General features: G+C 55.8%; 24 protein-coding genes. 13 read left to right on the top strand and 11 right to left on the bottom strand.

Annotated features, from left to right (window positions below):
- The first annotated feature begins 128 nt into the window (after window positions 1-128).
- Complete coding sequence (locus SK3146_RS02810; RefSeq protein WP_249863641.1) at window positions 129-1,133, top strand: phosphotransferase; 1,005 nt, start codon at window positions 129-131, stop codon at window positions 1,131-1,133.
- Window positions 1,134-1,259: 126 nt separating this feature from the next.
- Here the strand turns inward: SK3146_RS02810 and SK3146_RS02805 are convergent, their stop codons facing one another.
- Entirely contained in the window at window positions 1,260-2,471 is a 1,212-nt protein-coding gene (locus SK3146_RS02805; protein ID WP_249863640.1) for an MFS transporter, read from the bottom strand.
- 612 nt (window positions 2,472-3,083) lie between these two features.
- Window positions 3,084-3,590 (bottom strand): hypothetical protein, encoded by a 507-nt coding sequence (locus SK3146_RS02800; RefSeq protein WP_249863639.1) that lies wholly within the window; start codon window positions 3,588-3,590, stop codon window positions 3,084-3,086.
- A 337-nt stretch (window positions 3,591-3,927) separates the two neighbouring features.
- Between SK3146_RS02800 and SK3146_RS02795 the strand changes: the two genes are divergently transcribed.
- From SK3146_RS02795 to cysC, 6 genes are read left to right on the top strand one after another with little or no spacing between them, the layout of a single operon-like run.
- Window positions 3,928-4,773 carry an STM4015 family protein gene (locus SK3146_RS02795; RefSeq protein ID WP_249863638.1) on the top strand — a complete coding sequence of 282 codons (846 nt, stop codon included), beginning with the start codon at window positions 3,928-3,930 and terminating at the stop codon, window positions 4,771-4,773.
- Window positions 4,774-4,775: 2 nt separating this feature from the next.
- Entirely contained in the window at window positions 4,776-5,978 is a 1,203-nt protein-coding gene (locus tag SK3146_RS02790) for an STM4014 family protein (protein ID WP_249863637.1), read from the top strand.
- A 47-nt stretch (window positions 5,979-6,025) separates the two neighbouring features.
- Complete coding sequence (locus SK3146_RS02785; RefSeq protein ID WP_249863636.1) at window positions 6,026-6,856, top strand: STM4013/SEN3800 family hydrolase; 831 nt, start codon at window positions 6,026-6,028, stop codon at window positions 6,854-6,856.
- Window positions 6,853-8,232 carry an STM4012 family radical SAM protein gene (locus SK3146_RS02780; protein ID WP_249863635.1) on the top strand — a complete coding sequence of 460 codons (1,380 nt, stop codon included), beginning with the start codon at window positions 6,853-6,855 and terminating at the stop codon, window positions 8,230-8,232. The genes SK3146_RS02785 and SK3146_RS02780 overlap by 4 nt, the downstream gene beginning before the upstream one ends.
- Window positions 8,229-9,164 carry an STM4011 family radical SAM protein gene (locus SK3146_RS02775; protein WP_249863634.1) on the top strand — a complete coding sequence of 312 codons (936 nt, stop codon included), beginning with the start codon at window positions 8,229-8,231 and terminating at the stop codon, window positions 9,162-9,164. The genes SK3146_RS02780 and SK3146_RS02775 overlap by 4 nt, the downstream gene beginning before the upstream one ends.
- A complete protein-coding gene (gene cysC, locus SK3146_RS02770) occupies window positions 9,100-9,642 on the top strand; it encodes an adenylyl-sulfate kinase (RefSeq protein ID WP_249863633.1) in 543 nt (180 codons plus the stop codon). The genes SK3146_RS02775 and cysC overlap by 65 nt, the downstream gene beginning before the upstream one ends.
- Here cysC and SK3146_RS02765 read toward each other — a convergent pair.
- The gene (locus SK3146_RS02765) at window positions 9,639-10,325 is read right to left on the bottom strand and encodes a hypothetical protein (protein WP_249863632.1); all 687 of its coding nucleotides are present in this window, start codon (window positions 10,323-10,325) and stop codon (window positions 9,639-9,641) included. The genes cysC and SK3146_RS02765 overlap by 4 nt on opposite strands.
- Window positions 10,326-10,535: 210 nt before the next feature.
- On the opposite strand from SK3146_RS02765, the gene SK3146_RS02760 reads away from it, so the two are divergent.
- From SK3146_RS02760 to SK3146_RS02745, 4 genes are all read left to right on the top strand, one after another.
- A complete protein-coding gene (locus tag SK3146_RS02760) occupies window positions 10,536-11,816 on the top strand; it encodes an ArsB/NhaD family transporter (protein WP_249863631.1) in 1,281 nt (426 codons plus the stop codon).
- A 17-nt stretch (window positions 11,817-11,833) separates the two neighbouring features.
- Window positions 11,834-12,115, top strand: coding sequence for a hypothetical protein (locus SK3146_RS02755; protein WP_249863630.1), 282 nt, complete (start codon window positions 11,834-11,836; stop codon window positions 12,113-12,115).
- Window positions 12,116-12,341: 226 nt separating this feature from the next.
- On the top strand, window positions 12,342-12,866 hold the full coding sequence (locus tag SK3146_RS02750) for a GNAT family N-acetyltransferase (protein WP_249863629.1): 525 nt from the start codon (window positions 12,342-12,344) through the stop codon (window positions 12,864-12,866).
- A complete protein-coding gene (locus SK3146_RS02745; protein WP_249863628.1) occupies window positions 12,826-13,722 on the top strand; it encodes a class I SAM-dependent methyltransferase in 897 nt (298 codons plus the stop codon). The genes SK3146_RS02750 and SK3146_RS02745 overlap by 41 nt, the downstream gene beginning before the upstream one ends.
- 199 nt (window positions 13,723-13,921) lie before the next feature.
- On the opposite strand, the gene SK3146_RS02740 is transcribed toward SK3146_RS02745, so the two are convergent.
- The 4 genes from SK3146_RS02740 to SK3146_RS02725 form a co-directional block, all read right to left on the bottom strand.
- The gene (locus SK3146_RS02740; protein ID WP_249863627.1) at window positions 13,922-14,653 is read right to left on the bottom strand and encodes a YjgB family protein; all 732 of its coding nucleotides are present in this window, start codon (window positions 14,651-14,653) and stop codon (window positions 13,922-13,924) included.
- A 21-nt stretch (window positions 14,654-14,674) separates the two neighbouring features.
- Complete coding sequence (locus tag SK3146_RS02735) at window positions 14,675-15,418, bottom strand: S-layer homology domain-containing protein (protein ID WP_249863626.1); 744 nt, start codon at window positions 15,416-15,418, stop codon at window positions 14,675-14,677.
- Between the two features lie 132 nt (window positions 15,419-15,550).
- Window positions 15,551-16,276, bottom strand: a complete 726-nt coding sequence (locus SK3146_RS02730) for a sulfite exporter TauE/SafE family protein (protein WP_249863625.1) — start codon at window positions 16,274-16,276, stop codon at window positions 15,551-15,553.
- 58 nt (window positions 16,277-16,334) lie between these two features.
- Entirely contained in the window at window positions 16,335-17,285 is a 951-nt protein-coding gene (locus SK3146_RS02725; RefSeq protein ID WP_249863624.1) for an ABC transporter substrate-binding protein, read from the bottom strand.
- A 384-nt stretch (window positions 17,286-17,669) separates the two neighbouring features.
- Here SK3146_RS02725 and SK3146_RS02720 point away from each other — a divergent pair, with 384 nt between their 5' ends.
- Window positions 17,670-17,966, top strand: coding sequence for a DUF2325 domain-containing protein (locus tag SK3146_RS02720; protein ID WP_249863623.1), 297 nt, complete (start codon window positions 17,670-17,672; stop codon window positions 17,964-17,966).
- A 131-nt stretch (window positions 17,967-18,097) separates the two neighbouring features.
- Here SK3146_RS02720 and SK3146_RS02715 read toward each other — a convergent pair whose 3' ends face one another.
- The 4 genes from SK3146_RS02715 to SK3146_RS02700 all read right to left on the bottom strand — a co-directional run bounded on the left by SK3146_RS02715 (window position 18,098) and on the right by SK3146_RS02700 (window position 21,986).
- Window positions 18,098-18,943 carry a carbohydrate ABC transporter permease gene (locus SK3146_RS02715; protein ID WP_249863622.1) on the bottom strand — a complete coding sequence of 282 codons (846 nt, stop codon included), beginning with the start codon at window positions 18,941-18,943 and terminating at the stop codon, window positions 18,098-18,100.
- A complete protein-coding gene (locus SK3146_RS02710) occupies window positions 18,944-19,858 on the bottom strand; it encodes a carbohydrate ABC transporter permease (protein ID WP_249863621.1) in 915 nt (304 codons plus the stop codon). It lies immediately after the preceding gene.
- Window positions 19,859-19,927: 69 nt separating this feature from the next.
- On the bottom strand, window positions 19,928-21,244 hold the full coding sequence (locus SK3146_RS02705; RefSeq protein WP_249863620.1) for an ABC transporter substrate-binding protein: 1,317 nt from the start codon (window positions 21,242-21,244) through the stop codon (window positions 19,928-19,930).
- A gap of 292 nt (window positions 21,245-21,536) precedes the next feature.
- Window positions 21,537-21,986: a hypothetical protein gene (locus SK3146_RS02700; RefSeq protein WP_249863619.1), complete on the bottom strand. Its 450-nt coding sequence runs from the start codon at window positions 21,984-21,986 to the stop codon at window positions 21,537-21,539.
- A gap of 290 nt (window positions 21,987-22,276) precedes the next feature.
- On the opposite strand from SK3146_RS02700, the gene SK3146_RS02695 reads away from it, so the two are divergent.
- On the top strand, window positions 22,277-23,338 hold the full coding sequence (locus SK3146_RS02695) for a tartrate dehydrogenase (protein WP_249863618.1): 1,062 nt from the start codon (window positions 22,277-22,279) through the stop codon (window positions 23,336-23,338).
- The last annotated feature ends 185 nt before the right edge of the window (window positions 23,339-23,523 follow it).

Raw genomic sequence — 23,523 nt, 5'->3', positions numbered from 1 at the left:
GCGCATCGCGCATACTGAATGCTGGACGCACGCATCCGCATTCTTGTCGCATCCGCCGGCTTGGCACGTCGTCAGGGCTGCCGATAGCTCGCCGACGCTTTCCGCCGAAACCGAATGAGGTGAACCCTATGAACGACTTGAACCGCGCGATCGAGCGGCAAATCGGCTCGGCTTATTTTGAACCGCCTGCGGCGGTAAGCACCAGCCCGGTCGCCTACGGAGTCAACAATCAAACCTGCTATGCCGATTGCAACGGCCATCGTTACGTCTTCAGAGTATATATGAATAAACGCGATTCGGAGCTGATCCGTTACGAGCTGGATGTGCTGTCCGAGCTGCAGAAGCAGCCGCTTTCGTTTCAAATTCCCGCCGTCGTGCCGAATTTGCGAGGGGAACCGGTGACGCTGACGGACAACGGACGATGGGGAGTGCTGTTTCACTATATCGAAGGAGAGCGGCCCGGCAGCGGCGATGCGTACGAGGTAGGCCGTGCGACGGGGGAGCTGTCGAAGGCGCTTGCCCGGCTGAACGTCGGGCGGACGGGGCCTTACCGAGGGTCTTATCATCTGTATGAGATTCACCCTCATGCGACCAGGGAGCGTCTTCATTCCTTCTTATCCGGCCCGCCTGAAGGCGCGGACGTCCGGATGGCCGAAGCGCTTCTGCATGAACTGGACGCTATGGAAAGGAAGCGGCTGCAATGGGCTGAGCTGCCTCATCAGCTCGTTCACGGCGATTTGCTGTTCAGCAACTGGCTGGTGAATAACGGGCGGATCAGCGGCGTGCTGGACTTTGAATTCGTCTCGCCCGACCTTAGAGCGATGGAGCTCGCCATTGGCTTGACACAGCTGATCGACGACGGAGCGCTGCAGGAGGAACATGCGGAGCGGCTGATCGCAGGATATAGCTCGGAGACGGAGCTGACCGATGAGGAAATACGGGCGATGCCGGATTTGCTGAAGCTGCGCTATATGGGATCGTTCATTCATCATTTCGGCCGTTACATGGCGGGCGTCGGTACGCTGGAAGGCGTGCAGAGACGGCTCCGAGCGCTGGGCAGGCTGGAGGAGGGAATGGCGCAAACAAGCCGCAAACTAAGCGGCCTCTGCTATCGTTATTTTCACAAACGGTAATACGGAAAATGAAGAGGAATCCCGCCTTGAACCGGCGGAAAACACACAGACCGGCTGCCTTAACAGGAGGCCGGTCTGCTGCCGTTAATATGAAGTTTGCCGCATGATGAAGCGGAGCCAGCCGGGCTACCGCACCGCCACCTGTCGGCTCGGCTTGCTGTCCGCCCGGAAGCTCATCATCGCGCCGAGCAGGCCGAGTACGGCGAGAACGGCGGACAGCCACGGAACCGAAGTGAGTTCCGAGTAGGTAATCGTCAGGCCGCCGAGATAGGCGCCCGCCGCATTGCCGAGGTTCAGCGCCGAGTGGCTGGATGTGGCGGCGAGCATCGGCGCTTCATGCGCCAGGTTCATAATGCGCAGCTGAATGCCGGGCATGATGCCGAAAGCGGCGACGCCCCAGCAGAAGACGGTAATGACGGCGAGAACCGGATGATGGATCGTCACCGTGAGCAAGGAAAGAATGACCGCCAGCAAGGCAAAATTCACCATAAGCGACGGCATCAGCTTCCAGTCGGCCAGCTTGCCGCCCAGTATATTGCCGATCGTTACCCCGAAGCCGAACAGGACGAGAATCCAGGTGACGCTATGCTCGGCAAATCCGCTAAGATTCTCCAGCATCGGCGTAATGTAGGTGAAGACGGAAAATAAGCTGCCGCAGCCGAGCGCTCCGGTAAGCAAAATCAGCAAAACCTGCGGATGGAACAGCCCTTTGACCTCTTGCATGAGACTGGACGCCTTGTCCTGCCCGATAACCGGGATGAAGCGAATAATGCCGAATAAAGAGACAATGCCTAGAATCGTGATCGCGCCGAAGGAAGCTCTCCAGCCAAGCTGCTGGCCGATGAACGTGCCGAAGGGAACGCCGATAATATTGGCGACGGTGAGTCCGGCGAGCACCATGGAAACGGCGCCGGCCCGTTTCTCCGGTCTCACGAGCCGGGCTGCGATCAAGGAGCCTACGCCGAGGAACGTCCCGTGAGCGAAGGCTGTCAATATTCTGGCGGCGATCAGCAAGCCGTATGTCGGCGCGATCGTGGACAAGGCGTTGCCGAGGATGAAAATGGCCATGAGCAGCACGAGCAGTTTCTTTTTCGGAATGCTGTGGGTGAACAGCGTCAGCACAGGCGCGCCGACGGCTACGCCGAGCGCATAGCTGGTAATCAGCTGGCCGGCCTGCGGGATGGTGACATTCAAGTCGGCTGCGACATTCGGCAGCAGTCCCATAATAATAAATTCGGTCATGCCGATGGCAAACGCGCCGACGGTGAGACACAACAGAGACAGCGGAAAGCGGTCGCTCTGGTGCGGCGATGCTGTCTTGTTCTTGGATGAATTCATAACGAAGTTCCTCTTCCTATCCTGACTTGATTTTGCGTGCACGGTTTATTTATGTTAAGCACACACAGCAGGTTCTCTAAGCATGAGTATATCACCCTTGCCGCGAGAGGGGAATATAGGGGTTTACGATAATAAACCGGAAGGGCGCGAAGGCGCACCCGTCAGGAGGCGAGGATAGAACAGGCGGCGTCGGGCCGCCTGCGAAGAACGCCGGAGGAATGACTGATGAATTAGTAAGCTTGGGCCTGTACCGGAACTGTCTTGGACGGGCCATATTGCAGTTACTTTCCGTTAACGGGTAATTGTTTGTACGCTCAGGGATGGCGGAAAGCCTATTATTCGTCCCGCGGTATGGGGCGAAACTGTAAAGGTTGCCTTTGCATTGTAATGCGAGGGGGGAGCGCAAGCGGCTTGCAAAGCGGCCGAGGGAAGGATGCGCAGAAAAAGCTCCCGGTCCGCATTTGACCGGGAACCTTCGAGGCGGCTATCCGCTGCTGTTGATTTTGGCACAGTGTCAGAAGCATTCGCCGCTTGTTTTCAGCTCCCATGCGGTGTTGACGATTCCGCTGCCGCTGCGCGGCACCGCGCGGAACGCCTTGTCGGCCGCAGACTTCAAGCTTTGCGTTTGCGGCTGCCGCCGATCAGAGCGTAAGCTCCGAGAGCCATAAGGACGATGCCGAAGATCGGGCCTTTGACAACCAGTTGATTATAGAGCGCGCCGAGCGTAAACACGGCAAAGAACAGCAGGGACAACGCTGCCAAAATGTTGATCGGAATCAGCAGGTAGCGGTTTCTTGCGCCGAACCAGTAAAATTCCAAAAGCCCGACGGCGACGGCCATAATGAATCCGGGCCATGTCACGTCCCAGCTGTCGAACAGCATAGAAACTTGGCAGACGATCCCCGCCGTAAACAGAATGCCTCCCGGTATCAACAGCCCTGCGGCTCTGGGGGCCGTCATACTGAAGTAGAGCCAGTGGAAAAATAAGCCGAGCGGAATGACGAACAGGCTGGGCCAGTAGTACCCGAACAGCTCACCCAACCCGACGGGATGTCCCTGATTCAAGTACAATCCCCCTCCAAGTAAAATGAACACGATGCCGATAATGATTCGATTCATAGGTATGTAAGCTCCTTTATTAGGTTTCTTGTGAGGCAATTGTAGCACGGATCGGAAACGGATTACGCCCTTCCTTGGGGCAGTCCGAGCACTGGACTTAAGTCCAGTGTTACACGTTCACCCGGTAAAATAATGAGAAAGGACCATGTGTTCGCATAAATGAGCCGGTATAATATAAGGTAGCCTTTACCGTCATATCGGAGGAGTGAGGAGGATCAGGCAGGTGTAACGTCTCCATCGGAAGGGCAAGGGGCTTGAGCGCCGATTCTATTTGAAAGTCTATTTTCCAGCTTTTATAATACATAGTAGGTTATAGAAAATGATTGGAGGAAGAGTTATGTCCGAATTAAAATTATCGATAGATTACGATCAGTATGAGGGTGGCGTCAAAATGGTAGATTTGATTGAGAAGGCCGCGGACAGCGAGGAGGGCCGGCAGCTCGAAAGCTTGATTATCGGCGATTGGGGCGGCGCCTACGAGAACGACTCCGGCGAAGTCGTGGAGGCCTTGGTCCGTCTCAGCGGCAAATTCCCTAAGCTGCGCAAGCTGTTTATCGGGGATATGTCGTTCGAGGAATGCGAAGTGTCCTGGATTAACCAGACGAATCTGGCGCCTTTGCTTACGGCTTACCCGGAACTGACTTCTCTGACGATCAAAGGCAGCACCGGGCTGAAGCTTGACCCCGCCCGCCACGAGAAGCTGGAGGAGCTGACGATTATTTGCGGCGGTTTGGGCAAGAATGTGCTCGCCAGCATTCGTGAGGGAAGCTTCCCCGAGCTGCGCAAGCTGGAGCTGTACTTGGGCGTGGATGAATACGGCTTTGACGGCGGTCTGGAAGACGTTCTTCCGCTCATCGAACCGGGCAAATTTCCGAAACTGAAGTATTTGGGATTAAAAGACAGCGAAATCCAAGACGAAATCGCCATCGCCGTAGCGGACGCTCCGATTGTGAGCCAGCTGGAAACGCTGGATTTGTCGATGGGAACGCTGACGGACAAAGGCGGCGAGGCGCTATTGCGGAGCGATAAAATAAAAGGGCTCAAGCTGCTTGATCTCGGCTACCATTATATGTCGGACGATATGATGAATCGTTTGAAGCGATTGGACATTCAGGTCGACGTCAGCGAGCAGCAGGACGGCGACGACGATGAGGACTTCCGTTATCCGGCTCTGACCGAATAACGATGGAACGAATGATTCTGATCGGCAACCCGGGAAACCGGCGCACCTCGGGGCTGCAGGCGGCCAGGCTCAAGATGGGCCTGCCCCCGGCGCTGGAGCTAAGCTATCTGGAGCTGCTCGAAGGGGAAGCCTCCTTGGCCCGAGCCGCCGAGCGGGCGGGGTACGCCGGCATAAGCGAGCCGCCGCTGCTGCGGCTCGATGCGCCGGGAGAGCTCTTTGAGGTCGAGCGGGCGCTGATCGCGCTGGGCGCGCCGGACGCGTGCTCCGCAGAGGAAGCCGATCGGCTGCTGCCATACGGCGGCGAGGATTGGCGGCCGCTGTCGAGGAATAATGCGCTGCGCATGCAAGAGCGGCATGGAAGGCTGTACCATCCTTCGCAGTGGTTTCGCGGCTACTGCCGTCTGCTGGCGGGGCTGGAGCAGGAGGCGCGCCGGTTATGGGCGGCGCCGCGGTGGGTGAATGCGCCGGGCGATATCGCCGTCATGTTCGACAAGCGGGCGACGCACCGCCTGCTGACGGACGCGGGCATTCCGATGCCGCGGCTGCTGGCTTCTCCCGAAGAACTGCCCGATTACGAAGCGCTGCGCGAGAAGATGGCGGCGAAGCGGATGCACCGGATTTTTCTGAAGCTGGCTACCGGCTCGGGGGCGTGCGGAGTGATCGCTTATCAGACGCATCCGGCGACCGGAGCCGAAGTGGCGGTCACCACGATGGGCATGGAGCATTATACGGCGCGCCCTCCTTCGATATTCAGCGTAAAAAAGCCGTATCGCTATACGGACGCGAAGGTGATTAAACCGCTGGTCGATTGGCTGTTGAAGCATGGAGCGCATGCCGAGCAATGGATACCGAAGGCTTCTTACAAAGAGCGGACCTTCGATATCCGCCAGCTCGTCGTGCGGGGAGAGGCCTGCCATCAAGTGGCGAGAGTGAGCGGCACTCCCATTACGAATCTGCATATAAGGAACGAGCGGATGACGGCGGAGGAGGTCGGGCTGTCCGAAGCCGACCGGCGGGCTGCCAGGGAGTGTGCGGAAAGCGCGCTTGCCGCATTTCCCGCTTCCTCGGTCGCCGGCATCGATATTGCGCTCAGCAACGGAGCCCGTCGCCCCTATGTGCTGGATGTCAATCCGTTCGGAGATTTGCTGTATCGCGTACAGTATCGGGGATATGATCCTTATGAATGGCAATATAAGAAAATTTAGCGTAAGAACCGTCATGACAGCCGAGAGCAGAGAGGAGAGAAACGACAGTGACGGATATGAATCAAATCGTCGGCAGCCACGACATTCTGATGGTTACGCTCGACACGCTGCGGTATGACGCTGCGGTTCTCGAAGAGGAGAACTGCCCGAATTTATGCGGCGGCGGGCATTGGGAGAAGCGGCATACGCCGGGCAGCTTTACCTATGCCGCGCATCATGCGTTCTTCGGCGGCTTCCTCCCGACGCCGGCGACGACGAACAAGTCGGAGCACATCCGGCTGTTTCATTCGAGGAATACGGGGCTGAAGACCCATCCCCATACATGGCTGTTCGATACGCCGGATATCGTCTCCGGCTTGCAGGCGGAAGGCTACCGGACGATATGCATCGGCGGCGTTATTTTTTTTACGAAGAAAGTGCCTTTGGCCAAAGTGCTTCCCGGCTATTTTCAGGAAAGCTACTGGAGAATGACGTTCGGCGTGACGAACCCGCGTTCCACGGAGCATCAGGTGAATCACGCGCTGAAGCTGCTGGAGCGGTCGAGTCGGGAGGAACGCTTATTTCTGTTCATCAACGTGTCGGCCATTCACGGCCCGAATCATTACTTCGTCCCCGGCGCCAAACAGGATTCCGTACAGACGCAGCGGGCCGCGCTGCGCTATGTCGACGGGGAGCTGGGTAGATTGTTCGAGGCGTTTCGCAGGCGGCAGCGTCCAACCTTTTGTATGGCGTTCTCCGACCATGGTACTGCCTACGGAGAAGACGGCTATATGGGCCACAGGCTGGCGCATGAGGTCGTCTGGAACGTGCCGTACCGGGAATTTATTATACGGCCGGAGCATGAGGACAGAGCCGGAGAGGAGAGTTCACCATCATGAACCGAACTGACATTCCCCCGTACCGGGAGGATATGCTCGGCGATGCGGCCGCCCTCCGCGACTGGAAAGCGGCGCTGACCGCGGAGCCGTACCGCTCTTATTTATATTCGTACCCGCATAAAACATCGTATCGGCCGCTGGAGCGGAAGCTTCCGCTTGCGGAGCTGTGGAGCGGCGAGCCGGCGGAAACGTTCTTTTTGTATATGCATATTCCGTTCTGCGGAGCGCGCTGCGGATTTTGCAATTTGTTCACGCTGCCCGACAAACGAGCCGACGTGCATCAGCGGTACGTCGACGCGCTGGAGCGGCAGGCGGAGCAGTGGGCGCCGTTTTTGCGCAGCAAGCCGATAGCCCGGTTCGCGATCGGCGGAGGGACGCCTACGCTGCTGGAAGCGGAGCAGCTGGACCGGCTGTTCCGGATCGCGGAGGAGACGATCGGGCTGGACCCGCAGACCGCCTCGATTTCGGTCGAGACGTCGCCCGAGACGGTGACGGAAGAGAGGCTGGCCGTTCTCGGGCAGCATCGCACCGACCGCGTCAGCATGGGCATCCAAAGCTTTATCGAAGCGGAGGCAGCGGCGATTTACCGGCCGCAAAAGCCCGATGAGGTGGAGCGGGCGCTGGGCGTTCTGAAACGGTTTCGCTTTCCGATTCTCAACTTGGATCTGATTTACGGCCTTCCCGGGCAGTCGGTCTCGTCGTGGCTGTACTCTCTGAACCGGGCGCTGGAATACGAGCCGGAGGAGCTGTTCATTTATCCGCTGTATACGCGGGATCATACGATCGTGAAGCCGGAGACGGTCCGGCAGAGCGGCGAAGATTTGCGGCTCGCCATGTACAAGGCGGCGCGCGATCGGCTGCTGGACCGAGGCTATGTCCAGTACTCCATGCGCAGATTCGCCAAACCCGAGGCGGGCTCCGGCAAGCCGCTGCTTCCTTACGGCTGTCAGGAGGAAGGGATGATCGGCCTCGGCTGCGGCGCCCGCTCTTATACGCGAAGCGTTCACTACGCCTCGCGTTATGGCGTGAGCCGGCAAGCGACCGAGAGCATTATCGCCGACTATGTAGGCACGGAGGACTATACGGCGGCGGATTACGGCATCGTGCTGAGCGAGGCGGAGCAGCGGCGGCGTTTTATCATCAAAGCTATTTTGCACGCGGAGGGACTGGAGCTTAGCTCGTACTTCGGCCGTTTCGGCCGTCAGGCTGCAGAGGATCATCCGGAGCTGGATTTGCTGCTGCATACCGGACTGGCCGAGCTGAAGGAGGGCGTTCTGCGGCTCACCGGCGAAGGGCTGGCTTATTCGGACGCGATCGGGGACTGGCTGATTTCGCCGGATGTGCGGGAACGCATGGAAAGCTATGTGCTGACATGAAAGCGACGCTCTATTACCGGGGAAGTCTGACCTCCTGCAATTATGACTGCCCTTATTGCCCGTTCAGCAAAAACAAAGACTCCGCCGCGACATTGGCTAAGGACAAAGCCTATATCGGGAAATTCGTCGATTGGGTCCGGCGGCAGGGCGAGGAAGGACACCGGCTTTCCGTCTTTTTCAACCCGTACGGCGAAGGGCTCGTACACCGGTGGTACCGCGCGGCGATGATAGAGCTCTCCCGCATGGAGCATGTGGATAAAGTGGCGATTCAGACGAATTTGTCCGTCAAGCTGGACTGGACGGCGGACTTGAATCCGCAGAAAGCGGCTTTCTGGGCGACGTATCATCCGGGGCAGACGGAAGAAGCCGCCTTCCTGCGGCAGTGCGGCGAGCTGTACCGCCGGGGCATCCGCTTCAGCGTCGGTTCCGTCGGACTTAAGAGCGCGTTCCAAGCGCTGCGGTCGCTTCGCAAGGCGCTGCCGCCCGATGCGTACATGTGGGTCAATGCGTACAAGGATCGCCCGGATTATTATGCGCAGGACGATTTGGAGCTGTTGCAGAGCATCGATCCGCATTTTATGCTGAACGCGGCGGACTACGAGAGCCTCGGCCGGCCATGCAAAGCCGGCTGCGACGTTTTCTACGTGCAGGGCGACGGCCGCGTGAAGCGCTGCTACAAAGACCGGCAAATTATCGGCAATTTGTACCGCGACGGTCTGGAAGGGCTCTCCCGGCAGCGCGCTTGCCGGATGGCATGCTGCGACTGTTATATCGGCTATATTCATATGCCGGAGCTGAAGCTGGATTCGGTATACGGCAATGGATTGCTGGAGAGGATCGCGCCAATGGCGGAACGGGAGGGAGGAGATGAAGGTGCAGCCGAAGCGGCATCCTTATGCGATATGGTTGACCGGACTGCCCAGTTCCGGTAAGACGACGACGGCTCTGGCCCTCGCCGGCGCGCTTCGCAGCGAGGGTATCCCCGTGGAATGTCTGGACGGAGACGAGCTTCGCAAGCATATCGGCGGAGGACTCGGCTTCAGCCGCGGGGACCGGATGGAGAATGTGCGCCGAGCGGCATATGTAAGCGGTCTGCTGAACCGCAACCAAGTGACGACCGTCGTCTCGATGATTACTCCTTATGAAGAAATGAGAGAGTTTCTCCGCCGCGAGCTGCCTCATTATATTGAAGTCTACGTGGAATGCCCGCTCGAAGAATGCGTTCGCCGCGATGTGAAAGGGCTGTACGCCAAGGCGCAGCGCGGCGAAATTCCGGCCTTCACCGGCATATCCGACGTCTACGAGCCTCCGCACCGGCCGGATGTGGTCATACGAACCGACCGCAGCGGCAAGGAGGACAACGTGCGTATCATTATGGATTATATCGCTCTTTGTTCACCCTCCGTTTAAGGCGTTTCGATAATATGGCCGGTCAGCGCATGTACCATCACGATATCGACGTACCGCGACGTTGAATCGGGTCCCGCCGAACCGCCTTCAAACCGGACGACATAGACGAGAGGATTGCCTTTGCGCGAGGGCAAATACATCAGGCTGACTGTGGCAGGCAGATTGCGAGAAGCCGGATTGGACAATGCCGCCCGCGCGGTTTGCACCGCCTGCTTGTCCGAAACGGCGGCATGAAGCGGACGATAAAAATGTTTCTTCTCCAAGTCGGAGTGGAAGGTGCCGTATATTCGGCGGACGATGCCGCTTGGGTCGATCTCTGCGACAAGCTCGTCGCCGTAAACCGGCTTTCCGTAAAGAAGATGCCGGAAGATGACGTAGCTGCCGCCGGACGGCAGCGTCCCGCTCCCGGCGATGACCAAATCCTGCTCCGGCCGGCGAATGCCGTACACATTCTTCAAGTTGTTCATCGTCTGCCTGGCGATCCAGGGATGCGAATGCGCGGAAGGGGGCGATAGCGTGCCCTCGATCCGCGAGGGCGTTTGCAGAGCTTCATTCCATTGGATTTTCGTTTCCTCGCCGAAGCTCGCGGAAAGCCTGTTCCAGGCGTCCAGGCGTTCCTTCGGCCCGTGCGCCGCCGCGATGACGGCGAGACACAGCGACAGCTTGGCTAATAGAGTGTACATCGGCTCGGCCTCCTGTTTTTACCATCGTAATAGCTTACTAGCAGTATGGGGTATAACGGGCGCCGGTTATACGCCGCTTTACTTTTTTTCCCGGAACCAGTATTATTATCGTTGTATAAATTACATAAGGGAAACACTTAGGAGGAGCCTGTCAACAAGGGCTCCTCTTTGTCTTTTTTCCCATGCGAGCTTACTTATCGGGAGGATGTTATGGAACAGCAGGCGATTTGGGCAATCATCATCTTTATTGTGATTTACGGACTTATTGTTTCCGAGAAAATTCATCGGACGATTCTGGCCATGATCGGGGCCGTTCTGATGATCGTGTTTGGCATCGTCAGTCAGGAGACGGCGATTCACCATATTGATTTCAATACGCTCGGACTGCTCATCGGCATGATGATAATTGTGGGCATTACGGCAGATACCGGACTGTTCAAATATGTGGCGATCAAGGCGGCCAAAGGAGCCAAAGGTCATCCGCGGAGAATTCTGATCGCTCTGACGGTTCTAACGGCTATCGGTTCGGCATTTCTGGATAACGTCACAACGGTGCTGCTGATGGTGCCGGTAACCTTCAGCATAACCAAACAGCTGCGCGTAAACCCGGTTCCCTTCCTTATTGCGCAGATCATCGCTTCCAATGTCGGAGGGACGGCCACGCTGATCGGCGACCCGCCGAACATTATGATCGGCAGCGCCGTGAAGGAATTGACCTTCATGTCCTTTATAAGCAATTTAACGCCGATCGCAGTTATCATTATGCTCGTCTATGTGCCGCTGTTTCTTCTTATGTTCGGCAAGCAAATCAAGTCGACGCCCGAACTTCAGCGCAGCATTATGGAGATGGACGAGAGGAGCGTCATCACGGATCGGAAGCTGCTCCGCAAATGCCTTCTGGCGCTCGGTCTGACCATCCTCGGATTTTTCCTGCATCAGTCGCTGCATTTGGAATCGGCGACGGTTGCGTTGGCGGGGGCATGTCTGCTTCTGCTGCTGACGGGGGAACCGATGCTGGAAAAAGCGTTCCACAGCGTGGAATGGATTACGTTATTTTTCTTTATCGGGCTGTTCGTCCTCGTATCCGGTCTGGTGGAAACCGGCGTGATCGCCAAGCTGGCAGCCGAAGCCGTCGATCTGACCGGAGGCAATATGGTGGCGGCTTCGATGTTGATCTTATGGCTTAGCGCGCTGGCCTCTGCTTTTCTCGACAACATCCCTTTCGTAGCGACGATGATTCCGATGATTCAGGAAATGGGCAATATGGGGGTTGCCAATCTGGAGCCGCTGTGGTGGAGCCTGGCTCTGGGGGCGTGTCTCGGCGGCAACGGAACCTTGATCGGAGCGAGCGCAAATTTGATCGTAGCGGGTCTTGCCGGCAAGGAAGGGCATCCGATCACGTTTGTTCGTTATTTGCGATACGGCTTTCCGTTAATGATTTTGTCGATCATTTTGGCTAGCGTGTATATTTATGTAAGATATCTCATTTGAACAGGGAGGACGGCTCCGTGCTAACTTATGCTTATGATGTGCAGAACGTAGAGCTTCAGGAATCGGTCAACGGAGAGGACGTCGAGTTTCGAATTCGGTTGATTGGAGATGCGTCGTTGGACGAGCGGATGCGGAATATCCAGAAAGACTTTGAACAAAATGACGTCTTGACCGATGTCATGTCCTACGCCTTCAAAAATCGCACCTACCAATTCATAGTAAGGAAAGATTTCTACGTCGATTTCGTTTTATCCTTGATGAAATACCGGATACTGCTTCGGGTGGAATGGGATCAATAAGGATGGCATACAGCCGCAGGCTCTATTTGCGAGGCCCGTTTTAAGCCGCTCCGGCGGTTTGAAGCGGGCTTTTCGCTCGCTCCGGTAATCGGCCACCCGAGGTGGTAGGAGTGTGAACTTCACCTGAAAGTTATTTACATGCAGCCTATATTGTGTTACTTTCTAAAATAAATGTGACACGATTTTACCTGATTTAGGATGAATGCTAGACAAGAGGAGAGAGCCTATGAACCAGCTGTCAGATGATTTTGTTATCAGGGAGATTGAATGGGAAGAGGTACCTGCGGCGATCGATTTCGTCATGGACATTATCCGGGAAGTATTCCCGATGCTCGATCCGAATGCGCTGCCGCCCGATATGGTTTCATTTCGGGAAGTGTATTACCGGTCGGACCGAGCGGCGTTTCTGGCCGCCTTCGACAAAGAGGGAGCTATTGCGGCGACGGCCGCCTTTCTCGGCTATGATGACCGGATTCGAGAGATAAAGGGACGTTACCCCCGGCAAACGACGGCCGAGCTGGTCAAATGCTACGTAAAGCCGGAGCTCCGTCATCAGGGGATCGGGACGCGGATGGTTGAGCGATTGCTTCCGCTTGCGCTGGGCAAAGGCTACGAGACGATGTATTTGCATACGCACCGGTTTTTGCCGGGAGCGGTGCGGTTCTGGGAGAAGCAGGGCTTTTGCTTCCGGCTGGAGCCGTTCGATTCTTTTGAAACGGTACATATGGACAAGCTTTTGCTGCGGGCTTGAGGGCATTTCCAAGGATCAAATGTTCGATGCCGAACAGCAAGAAGAGGCAGAGGGAGCGGACGCGATGTCTACAAAATCGATGAAAGAAAGAATTATAGAAGATTGGAACTGGAGATCCCGCGAGTACACAGGGCGCAGCGACATGTATTTACAGACGGAGCGGCAGCAGCGATTATGGAAGGAGACGTTAACCGGATTGCTGCCGGCCCGCGGCGAAGAACGGCTTGATGTGCTGGACGTAGGGACGGGACCGGGATTTTTGGCGCTTCAATTCGCGAGTATGGGGCATACGGTAACAGGGCTCGATCTGTCGCCGAGCATGCTGGAGATCGCTGCCGAGAAGGCTGCCGTCTTGGAGCTGCCGTGCAGCTTTATTGAAGGGGATGCGGAGTCGCTCCCGTTCCCGGATCATTCCTTCGATGTCGTAGCCAATCGGCATTTGCTGTGGACGCTGCCGAATCCGGGGAGGGCGATTCGCGAATGGGTCCGCGTGCTCAAGCCGGGCGGCAGGGTGCTTGTTATGGACGGAGATTGGACTAATAAGCAGCTGACCTATAAGCAAAAAATGCGCATTTTTATGGGGCATTCGCTTACCTTTTTCACCAAAGGGAAGATTCCGTGGAAAGGAAAGGGCAGAGGATACGACGATTTAGCCCATATGCTGCCGTTCAGCGGGGTCGATCCGGGCAAAGTGATTGCGCTCATGGAAGCGGCGGGGTTAAACGGCGTACGGGAGCATGATGTGCAGCATTTGCTCGACGCGGATGCGGAATCGTTTCCCCTCGCTTACCGGTGGAGCTTTATCGACAGCCACAGGCGGTTTATCGTCGCCGGGAATAAGACGGGTTCGATTTAGCGCGAACGAGTCATCCGCGTGCCCGGTTCGGGCGGGATGAGCCACGCCCACGATCCGGACGCTTCTCCGAAGCTTATCGGGACACCGTTGCGGCAAAGCGCCGATAAATCCGGGCACGCCCAAAAACGGCTCGCTTCCCGGTTTTCCGGGTAACGAGCCGCAATAGTTCCGGCGCAATCCTTGATGGCGAGTCAGTTCCTCAGCCGGCCATATTATTGATCGAATCTTGAGGCGAGAATACTGAGATATGATCCACTTTACCGGTCGATTTCGGAATGATGAATTTCAGTTGAAACTGATCGTTCGCTTTATAAATGTAAATCATGTCCTCCCCGTTAACCTTCGTATCCTGAGGCTTGCCTAACGTCTTCTCGATTTGATCGAGCTTAAGCTTCCGCAGCTCGGGATCATCCGAGCGGACATCGAAGATTTGGCTGCCTTTATTAAAGCCGAAGACGGCGTGCTTCTTGCTGTAAGTGGCGTAGAGACCTTTGCCTGCGCTGTCGGTCTTGTCCGCCTTGCCCCACGATTTCTCCACTTCGTCGATCAGGCCCGTATGCGCGGCATATTCAATGTGAGGGACTTTGCCTTGTTTGGCGAGCTTCAGCAGCTCCTGCAGCTGTTTCTCGGCTTCCGCAGCCTCTTTGATTTCCGAAGAGCCGGCTGCCGTACCCGCCGTACCGCTAGAACCGGATGCGCCCTTATTGCCCGACGAGTCTGCAGCGGCCGGCGTTTTGCCGGGGGCTGTGCTCGCGCCGGTATCGGAAGCATTAGGCGCCGGCGTGGCCGTGGAGGCAGGCGACGGTGTCGGCGCCGGCGGGGGTTGCGCCGCGTCCCGGTTGTCGGAGCTGCATGCTCCTAACGCCAGCATGGCGCCGAGGACGACGACGCAAGGGATGATCTTAGCCTTAACGTTCATGGAAGTATTCATGATGATGTTCATCTCCTTGATTCACTCGTTGTCCGCAGGAGTTACGCCCGGCGGAACGTTCATCCAGCGCTGCGTTCCGGAAGAAGCGGCTCCGCCTTGCTCCTCCTCGATTTGTTTAGCTATCTGTTCCTGCTTCTCATAAAGCGCGATAGCCTTATATAAAATAGCGGCCGCTTCTTCACGGGTCATCTGGCTCTGAGGATGAAAGCGGCCCGATTCGTCGAGAGCAACCAGATCGTAATGCAGGGCGCGCTGAACGGTGCCTTGATAACCGGCCGTCAGCTCGTCGCCGTCGGCAATCTCCGCAGGGCTCAGCTTAATGAGCGGGAACAAATGCGTGGATTCCATAGCCTGCACCACGTAGTGGACAAACTGCTCCTTGGTCATCGTCTCGGCCGGATTGGCCTCGGCGGGCAAATCCAGTCCGCGCAGGCGAGCCGATTCGAACGAAGCGGCATACCAGGAAGCGGCGGGAACGCTTGTAAAAAAGGCCGTGCCGGAGGCTGCGCCGCCGTCGCCGGCCGGGGCACTCGCAGGCAGGCCGCGGGTAATCATGGCGATGCCTTGCGAGAGCAGCAGCCGTTCCCCCGGGGCGAATTGTTCGTCGGTCACGCCGCTTACGATGCCTTTTGCTTGCAGCGCTTCAATTTGCTGTTTGGCGCCGCTGCCGCCGATATCCTGAAAAGGCGCAGAAGCGAAGGCGGGGCCGGCCGCCGAAACGATCAGAGCAAGAGACAGGGCAGATGCAGTCCAAGTTTTTTTCATGAGATGATTTCTCCTTCTCCGAATATGTTTATGGTCTATGCATCTTATCAAACGATCCTGCCGATCAAAATGTTTCAGTTTCGAAGAAGTCTAAGACATCGATAGCAGCTGATCTCAAGAGATTTACGAGATTCACGAGATGGCGGCCCAAAGCATCGACAGGCCCGAACAGAGCAGCAGCCCGTCCAGCATGTACTGAAAGCTGCGGACGCTCATGCGCTGAACGACGGCTTTTCCGACGAAGGTGCCGAACATCAGCGAACATCCGACGATAAGCCCCTGGACTAACGCTTCCGCCGGCAGCGCCCCAAGCTCCCGAAAGATGACGACCTTGCTTATGTAGAGCGCAAGCGAGCTGGCAGCCTCCGTCGATAGAAACGCTCCCTTCACAAGCCCATAAGCCGTAAAGGCCGGCACGCTGAGAGGTCCGGTCGAGAGAACGATGCCCGTCAGGAAGCCGATGACGGCTCCCGCGACGGAGAGCTGCCATAGGCGAATGTGGAATTGCTTGGCCTGCAGCCAGCGTCTGACCGGAATCATGAGCAGAAAAAACAAACCAAGCCCGATGTCCGCCATATGGGCAGGCAGCACCAGCAGCGTGCGCGCTCCCCAGGCGGCCGCAGGAATTCCCGTGAGCGAGTAGGCGGCAAATGCTTTCCAGTTCACTTCACGCCACCAGGCCGCAACCCTGGACAGGTTGGCCATGACGGCGGCAACCGCCATGATCGGCACGGCCTGTTTGGGGCCGAAGGCGAATACGAGCACGGGCAAAAGCATAATAGAGGACCCCGTGCCGACGATGCTGCTGACGACGCCCGCTGCGGCCCCGACGAGCAGCACGAAGAGATAAGCTTCCAACAGCGACCACTCCCGCTAACTTGTACGATTTCGATAAGTGCTCGGCCGGAGATCGGGCTTACTTGGCGACGGCTTGCAAAATATCGTCCATGACCCGTTCCCCGGCGATGACGCCATTATACAGCCAACTGCTCTTGAAATCCATCTCATAAACGCGGCCGGACTTTACAGCCGGAATGCCGCTCCACAACGGGTCGGTCAGATGGTTTGCCTGACCCGAATCGTTGTTGACGAGAAAGATCAGATCGGCGTCCAGCTGCGCGAGCTTCTCCAAAGAAATCGACGTCCAATTGGCCGTAGCCTCGGGAAGCACGGCCAATATATTCGGAGGCTGCAGCCCGAGATCGCCGTATACGACAGCGCCGCTGGCTACTTTGCCGTTCACCACATAGAAGCCTTTGCCGGTTACCCACAGGATAGCAACCTTTTTATCTCCGATAGCAGTTTTCAGCTGCTCTTTTGTCTTCTGAACCTTTTGGTCATACTCCTTGAGCGCTTGCTCGGCCGCTTCCTTCTTATTTAATAAATCGCCCATTTTCAGCAAGGTTTTCCGGTAATCGTTAATCGTGTCCGTTCCCAGAACATAGGTCGGGACGATTTTGGAATATTGCTCGTACAGGCCGTTCTGAACGGCGGATTCGGGACCGATGATCATCAAATCCGGATTGAAGCTCAGCACCGTCTCGGGCGGCAAGGTCGAAGGAATCGTCGGCACTCCGTCCAGCCGGGATTGCAAATAGTCCTGAACGCTATTTTGCTTCACCGACCATTGGGCCACCGGCTTCATCCCGAGGGCAAGCAGCGGGTCTTCCAGATAGCTGGCGATAATGCGCTGGGGAGCGGCAGGGATGCTCATTTCATGTCCCATGCTGTCCTTAACCGTAGTCTCCGCCTTCGGCTGTTCGTTGTTGCCGCCGCCGCATCCGGCAAACAGCAAAGCGGCGGCGCATAGAACGAAGCCGCCTTTGATCCACGGCGAGATTTTCTTGGTTCTGTTATGATCAAACATGACGAAATCCTCCTGAATGGTTTTGCCGCCTTTATGGCGGCAGAAGTTAATATCTTGATGTTTTATCATATTTGATACTGATTATCATTGTCAACATCTGCAAGGAAACTATGGAACGTCAGGAAAAATAGCAATCGGAAAAACCCGGACATGAAAGAATGCCGGGTTCTATTTGTCTATTTTATCGCTAACAACGGAATTTGTATGAGTAACCTATCGCTTGTCCCTCTATTGTAAGATTATTCTATGAAGAAGACGACGGTTTTTCTTATAAAAACCAAGTAAACCTATTGACATTATCATATAAAAATATACAATGAAAGTACATAAAAATCGAATGTCCGTCAGTCGTTTACAGGCGTTAAACCAATGGAGGGATTATTCATGAAGACGGTTGCGATCATAGGCGGAAGCCAGACCGATACGTTTAAGAAAATTGGAGAGAAGCGCGGATTGATTGTGGAGCATCATGACGGCAAAACCGGCGGCGGTTCCGTAGAAAGTTATTTTCAGCGCATCATTAATAAGGCCGATGTCATCATTATTTTGAAGGGCGCAATCAAGCATACGTCGATGTGGGCGGTTCGGGAGCTGGCCGAGAAGAAGGGCAAGAAGATCGACTACCACGACGGCTTCGGCGCTACGGGGGCTATGGAGAAAGCGCTGCAGCTGGTAGGCTGACGGCAAGCGAAGCGTAGGCTTATCCGGGCGAGAGAAGGTGAAGGTGATACCTATAAACGGTGCGAATAAGCGATAGACCCTGCCGGAAGAAATCCGACACAGGGTCTATTTGCCGTTCGCGGGAACCGGCCTCAGCCTTTGATTCCCGTAGTCGCAATGCCTTCCACGATATATTTTTGGAAAAATAAGAATACGAGAAACTGAGGAAGCAAAGAAAGTACGGACATGGAAAACATCGGTCCCCAGGCGGTTACGGACGACGGATCGGCGAACATTCTCAGTCCGAGCGAGACGGTATGCTTTTTAACATCGTTCAAATAAATGAGCGGGCCGAGAAAGTCGTCCCAGGTCCAATAAAAGCAGAAGATGGCTACGGTCACCAGCGCCGGGGCGCACAAGGGAAGGACAATGCGCAGAAAAATGCCGTACGGGCTGCAGCCGTCCATCACGGCCGATTCGTCGAGCTCTCGCGGTATCCCGCGGATAAACTGGATGAGCAGGAAGATGAAGAACGGGCTTCCTCCGATAAAAGCCGGGACGATCAGCGGGTAATACGTATTGACCCAGCCGAGCTTCTGAAACAAAATATACTGCGGGATCAACGTCACTTGGTGGGGCAGCATCATCGTGATCATCAGGCAGGCGAACAGCGCCGTGCGCAGCTTGAACTTCATCCGGGCGAAGCCGAAGGCGACGAGCGTGGACGAGAACAAGGTTCCGATGACGACCATGACGGTGACGAACGCCGAATTGCGGAAAAATATGCTGAACCCGATCGTGCCGAAGCCCTTCCAGCCCTTGGCATAGTTGCTCCATTCCAGAGTGGACGGAATCAGGGAGGAGGCTTTGATGAAAATTTCATGCTCGGGCTTTAGCGAGCTGGCGAGCGTCCAAAGAATCGGATAGATCATAAACAAGCCTAATACGGACACGAACAAATGGTAGACGATGCTTCTGCTTCGGCTGCGGGCGGCCATTTATTTGCCTCCTTCCGATTCGTAGTACACCCAAGCGGATGAAGATTTGAATATTAAAGCGGTAAAGACGGCGACGATGACAAGCAATATCCATGCCATAGCCGAAGCGTAGCCCATCTCGAAATGGGCGAACGCCCTTTGGTACAAGTAGACCGCATAGAACAACGTTTTGTCGAGCGGTCCGCCGGCCGTAACGAGAAAGCTCTGGGTGAATGTCATAAAGCCGCCGATCATTTGCATGACCAGATTGAAGAAGATGACGGGAGTCAGCATCGGCAGCGTAATTTTGAACAACCGCTGGATATAGCTCGCCCCATCGACGGCCGCGGCCTCGTACAGCTCGCTCGGAATCTGCTTTAATCCTGCGAGAAAAATCAGCATCGGCGAGCCGAATTGCCAAATGACCAGCAAAATGAGCGTCGACAAGGCAAAGTCGGGACTCGCGACCCAGTTCGTACCGGTGATGCCGACGAGCGCCAGGATGCCGTTCACCGCTCCCTTCAGACCGAACAGCTGCTTCCACATGACGGCCACGGCTACGCTGCCCCCGATAATGGAAGGAATATAATAGACCGTCCGGTAAAATCCGGTTCCCTTATGCTTCCCGCTGAACAGAATGGCGATAAACAGGGCGAAGATCAGCTTCAGCGGAACGGAGATGAAGACGAACAGAAACGTGACCTTGATCGACTGCAGAAACCGGGCGTCGTCGCTGAACAGGTTCACATAATTGTCCATGCCGATCCAGCGGGCTTCCGAGAGCATATCGTACTTGGTAAACGATAAGTAGAGAGAAGCGATCATCGGTCCGATCGTAAAAGCCAGAAAGCCTATTAGCCAAGGGGCGATAAAAGAATAGGCGATCGCATTGCGTTTCAAGTTTTTGAGCAGCCTGGTTTGCGCCCGATCGTTCATGGCTTTGGCACCTCCCGTGCACAATGTGCGCCGTCCGTCCGTTCAAGGGCAAGACGGCGCCGAAACGGTTCATTTCTTCAGTTCCTTCGTGCCTTCCTCGCGGAATTGCTTGGCCGCCTGCTCCGGCGTCAGCTGGCCGTAGTTGACGGCTTCTTGAATGCGCTTGAAGAGAGCCTCGATTTTGGTTGCTCCTTCGGGATCGGGGGGATCGATTTCCCTGGAATATTTTTGCACCAGATCGATATAATCGAACATTTCTTTGGCCCCTTCGCCCATGGACTTGCCGAGATGCTCGCGTACCTTGGAAGAAATCGGCACTCCGCGCTCCGCTCCGAGAACCTCGTTGGCCTGCAAATCGTTGGTAAAGTAGTTAATGAATTTGGCGGCCTCTTCCGGATGCTTGGAATGGGTCGTAATGGAGAAAAACTGCGAAGGCTTCAGGAAGTGACCGGCTTTTCCGCCCTCCAGACTCGGCAGCACCGTCAGTTTCAACGGCCGGTTCGCCGCCTTTTGCAGCGCTACGACCTGGTTGCTGTTGAAGAAGAGTAGAGGAGATTTTTTATGTACGATTAATTCGTCTTCCAATCCTTTGATATCCTGAGTGACCTGCGGAGTAGGAACGATGCCGTCCTTCAGCAGCGTGTCGAAATATTTGAAGTAATCGACCAGCACCTGATCGTCCGGATACCCGAGACCGTCGCCCTTCTCGTTGTAGATCCATAGGCCCTTCTCCCGAAGCAAATGCTTGAACGGGTCCATCCCGTTGAAGTTCGGCATGCCGTATACGTCCTTGCCCAGCTTGGCCTTAAGCTGCCTAGCCGTATTGGCCAAATCGTCCCATGTGTAGCCCGGCTTCAGCTCCGGCACTCCGGCTTCGGCGAACATGGCCGGATCGTAAGCGAGAGCGAGCGAGTTCGTTCCCAGGTTGACCGCGTACAGCTTGTTGTTGATTTTGCCGCCGTCCGTATGCAGCGGGTCCGCGTCGCTTAAATCGATCGTATTCGATTTGACGTAAGGGTCCAAATCGACGAGTAAGTTCCGTCCGACATATTCGGTAATGTACTTGTAATCCTGTTGAATAATATCGGGAAGGCTTTTGCCCGCCGCCTGCGTTGCCAGTTTATCCCAATAGCCGTCCCAGGCGATAAACTCCGGGGAAATCTTAATGTTCGGATGCTGCTGCTCGTACATGTCAATGACCTTGAGCGTCCGGTCGTGCCGGTCCTGGGAGCCCCACCAGGCGATGCGCAGCTCGATTTTGCCGCTTGTTCCGCCGGGGTCGACCTTGGGCTCGCTCGACTCGCCTGCGCTGCAGGCTGCCAATAAGGATGCGGGGACGATCAACGACAGGGACAGAGCGGCGGCGCTTCGGTGCAGTTTAAACATAGAAATAACCTCCCTTACATAATGTTAAGCGCTTACAAATAAGTCTTGCATTCCTTGTATTAAGAGTATAAGCGGCAAATCTATTTTTATGAGTGAATCTGAAATCCATAAGCTATAACGATGGGGAAACCCGTGAACGCACCGCTTGCTTGCTATCTCATTCACGGATTTCGGCAAAAGCGCTCGGAGCGGGGCGATTGCCTTTGCCCCCGGATTTCAACCGTTTCACGGGTCCATCGTCATGCAAGAAATCGGGGGACAACAGCGAGCGGAAGGCGTTCAGCGCATTCTATTAACAAGGGTTACTGGTAAAATCGGCGGTGACGAACACTCCGACAGGCGGCATCCCGGCAGTGGCGGGCTGGCCTTGATATGCTTGAGGCAGACAGAGTTGGGTCGTGGCGATCCATGTGCCGTGCTCTCCGGCCTGGATGGACGGAGACTTCATGAGCAGGGTGCCGTTCAATACCAAATGGCGTATCCGGATGGACGGGTCGTCGAAAACGCTCAAAGTCCCGGTAAAATGGGCGTATGGAGAGTCGAAGCGGATTTGCCGGCTGCGTTCGTTCCAATGCCCTTGAACGGGAATAGGGGTGCCGCGAAAATTAATAGAACCCGTTAATCTGCCGTTAGCGTCGACCGAGCTGATCACGAGCGTTCCCCAAATGACCGGTCTGCTGCCCGCGTAAGCGTTAATTCCCCAGCGGGAAGGGACGGGGATGGTAGCTTGCCTTGTTTGCAACGAAAGTCACTCCTTATTTTCAATTAAAATAAACCGACTGCAAAATTTATCCGAAATGAGACGGCTGTGCCTGATGTGCCGCCGCCGCGGCGATATATTACTATATGGAACGAAAGCCCAAATGGGAACTTGAAGGAGGGGATAATTTGGCTCGGCTTGCCCGGGTCAAAGCAGATAAAATCCAAAAGCGGCAGGAGAGCGACGCGGCAAGAGAGAATACGTTGTAGAGGACAATCCTGTTACTATCGCATCACTCCATCGTTTATGGAAAAAGGAGGCCTATCCATTCAATGAAGCGCTATGATATTGCCGTCATTCCCGGCGACGGAATAGGGCAAGAGGTCGTTCCTGCGGCCATTGAAGTATTGGAAGCGGCGGCGGAAATTCACGGAGGCTTGGCATTTAATTGGACGCATTTCCCTTGGAATTGCGAATATTATCTGGAGCACGGCCGCATGATGCCGGAGGATGGGATTGCGACGCTGCGCGGCTTCGATCAAATCTTCCTCGGAGCGGTCGGCATGCCTGGACTGGTGGCGGACCATATTTCCCTCTGGGGGCTGCTGATCAAAATACGGCGGGAAATGCAGCAGTCGATCAACGTCAGACCCGCGAAGCTGCTTCGCGGCCTGCAATCTCCGCTAAGGGAGCCGAAGGACTTCGACCTTATCGTCGTCCGCGAAAACTCCGAAGGCGAGTATTCCGAGATCGGCGGGCGCATCCACAGCGGCGAAGACCAAATGGCGATTCAGAATGCCGTCTTCACCCGCAAAGCGACGGAGCGCGCCATGCGCTATGCGTTCGAGCTGGCTCAAACCCGGCGCAATCACGTAACGAGCGCTACGAAGTCGAACGGAATCTCGCACAGCATGCCGTTCTGGGACGATGTGTTTCAAGCGGTGAAAGCGGATTATCCGGCAACGGCGTCCTCCAGCATCCATATTGATGCGCTGGCCGCTTTCTTTGTGATGAAGCCGCATCAGTTCGACGTGATTGTTGCCTCCAACCTGTTCGGCGACATATTGACCGATCTGGGAGGCGCGATTATGGGCAGCATCGGCATCGCGCCGGCCGCCAATTTGAATGTGGAGAGGCAGTACCCGTCGATGTTCGAGCCGGTTCACGGTTCGGCGCCCGACATAGCGGGGCGCGGCATAAGCAATCCGGTCGGCCAAATCTGGACCGGCAAAATGATGCTCGACTTTATGGGCTATCCGGAGATCGGCGGCCTGATTCTGAACGCGATCGAAGCTGCGCTCAGCGACGGGGTGAAGACGGCCGACCTCGGCGGCCAAGCGACGACCCGCGAAATGACGGACGCGATTTTGCGGCATTTGCGCAAGCAATCGTAACCGTCCGATGGATGTTCCATCGCCGGCATGTTTGTCATTGAAAAAACCTGAGCAATCAGGTTTTTTCTTTTTTAGCTGTAAAAGTGTAACGAAAAAGCAGCGTTTTACAGAAAATGGTAAAGCTAAAGCGCTCAACCTCGACTTTTTCAAATGGTCGGTGGGGAAGCTTGGGCGGAGGAGACGAA

It is taken from the genome of Paenibacillus konkukensis (assembly GCF_023523925.1).
Taxonomy (GTDB): Bacteria; Bacillota; Bacilli; order Paenibacillales; family NBRC-103111; genus Paenibacillus_S; species Paenibacillus_S doosanensis.
Note: the sequence above shows the minus strand (reverse complement) of the source record. Positions and strands in the feature narration are given on the sequence as shown.

Bases quoted from the DNA above. Each gene is read 5' to 3' on its own strand.
- SK3146_RS02710 (WP_249863621.1), bottom strand. From the start codon at position 19,858: ATGAACGATCGGGCGCAAACCAGGCTGCTCAAAAACTTGAAACGCAAT.
- SK3146_RS02720 (WP_249863623.1), top strand. From the start codon at position 17,670: ATGAAGACGGTTGCGATCATAGGCGGAAGCCAGACCGATACGTTTAAG.
- SK3146_RS02725 (WP_249863624.1), bottom strand. From the start codon at position 17,285: ATGTTTGATCATAACAGAACCAAGAAAATCTCGCCGTGGATCAAAGGC.
- SK3146_RS02795 (WP_249863638.1), top strand. From the start codon at position 3,928: ATGTCCGAATTAAAATTATCGATAGATTACGATCAGTATGAGGGTGGC.
- SK3146_RS02705 (WP_249863620.1), bottom strand. From the start codon at position 21,244: ATGTTTAAACTGCACCGAAGCGCCGCCGCTCTGTCCCTGTCGTTGATC.
- cysC (WP_249863633.1), top strand. From the start codon at position 9,100: ATGAAGGTGCAGCCGAAGCGGCATCCTTATGCGATATGGTTGACCGGA.
- SK3146_RS02715 (WP_249863622.1), bottom strand. From the start codon at position 18,943: ATGGCCGCCCGCAGCCGAAGCAGAAGCATCGTCTACCATTTGTTCGTG.
- SK3146_RS02740 (WP_249863627.1), bottom strand. From the start codon at position 14,653: ATGAATACTTCCATGAACGTTAAGGCTAAGATCATCCCTTGCGTCGTC.
- SK3146_RS02765 (WP_249863632.1), bottom strand. From the start codon at position 10,325: ATGTACACTCTATTAGCCAAGCTGTCGCTGTGTCTCGCCGTCATCGCG.
- SK3146_RS02790 (WP_249863637.1), top strand. From the start codon at position 4,776: ATGGAACGAATGATTCTGATCGGCAACCCGGGAAACCGGCGCACCTCG.
- SK3146_RS02775 (WP_249863634.1), top strand. From the start codon at position 8,229: ATGAAAGCGACGCTCTATTACCGGGGAAGTCTGACCTCCTGCAATTAT.
- SK3146_RS02750 (WP_249863629.1), top strand. From the start codon at position 12,342: ATGAACCAGCTGTCAGATGATTTTGTTATCAGGGAGATTGAATGGGAA.
- SK3146_RS02695 (WP_249863618.1), top strand. From the start codon at position 22,277: ATGAAGCGCTATGATATTGCCGTCATTCCCGGCGACGGAATAGGGCAA.
- SK3146_RS02735 (WP_249863626.1), bottom strand. From the start codon at position 15,418: ATGAAAAAAACTTGGACTGCATCTGCCCTGTCTCTTGCTCTGATCGTT.
- SK3146_RS02800 (WP_249863639.1), bottom strand. From the start codon at position 3,590: ATGAATCGAATCATTATCGGCATCGTGTTCATTTTACTTGGAGGGGGA.
- SK3146_RS02780 (WP_249863635.1), top strand. From the start codon at position 6,853: ATGAACCGAACTGACATTCCCCCGTACCGGGAGGATATGCTCGGCGAT.
- SK3146_RS02760 (WP_249863631.1), top strand. From the start codon at position 10,536: ATGGAACAGCAGGCGATTTGGGCAATCATCATCTTTATTGTGATTTAC.
- SK3146_RS02805 (WP_249863640.1), bottom strand. From the start codon at position 2,471: ATGAATTCATCCAAGAACAAGACAGCATCGCCGCACCAGAGCGACCGC.
- SK3146_RS02810 (WP_249863641.1), top strand. From the start codon at position 129: ATGAACGACTTGAACCGCGCGATCGAGCGGCAAATCGGCTCGGCTTAT.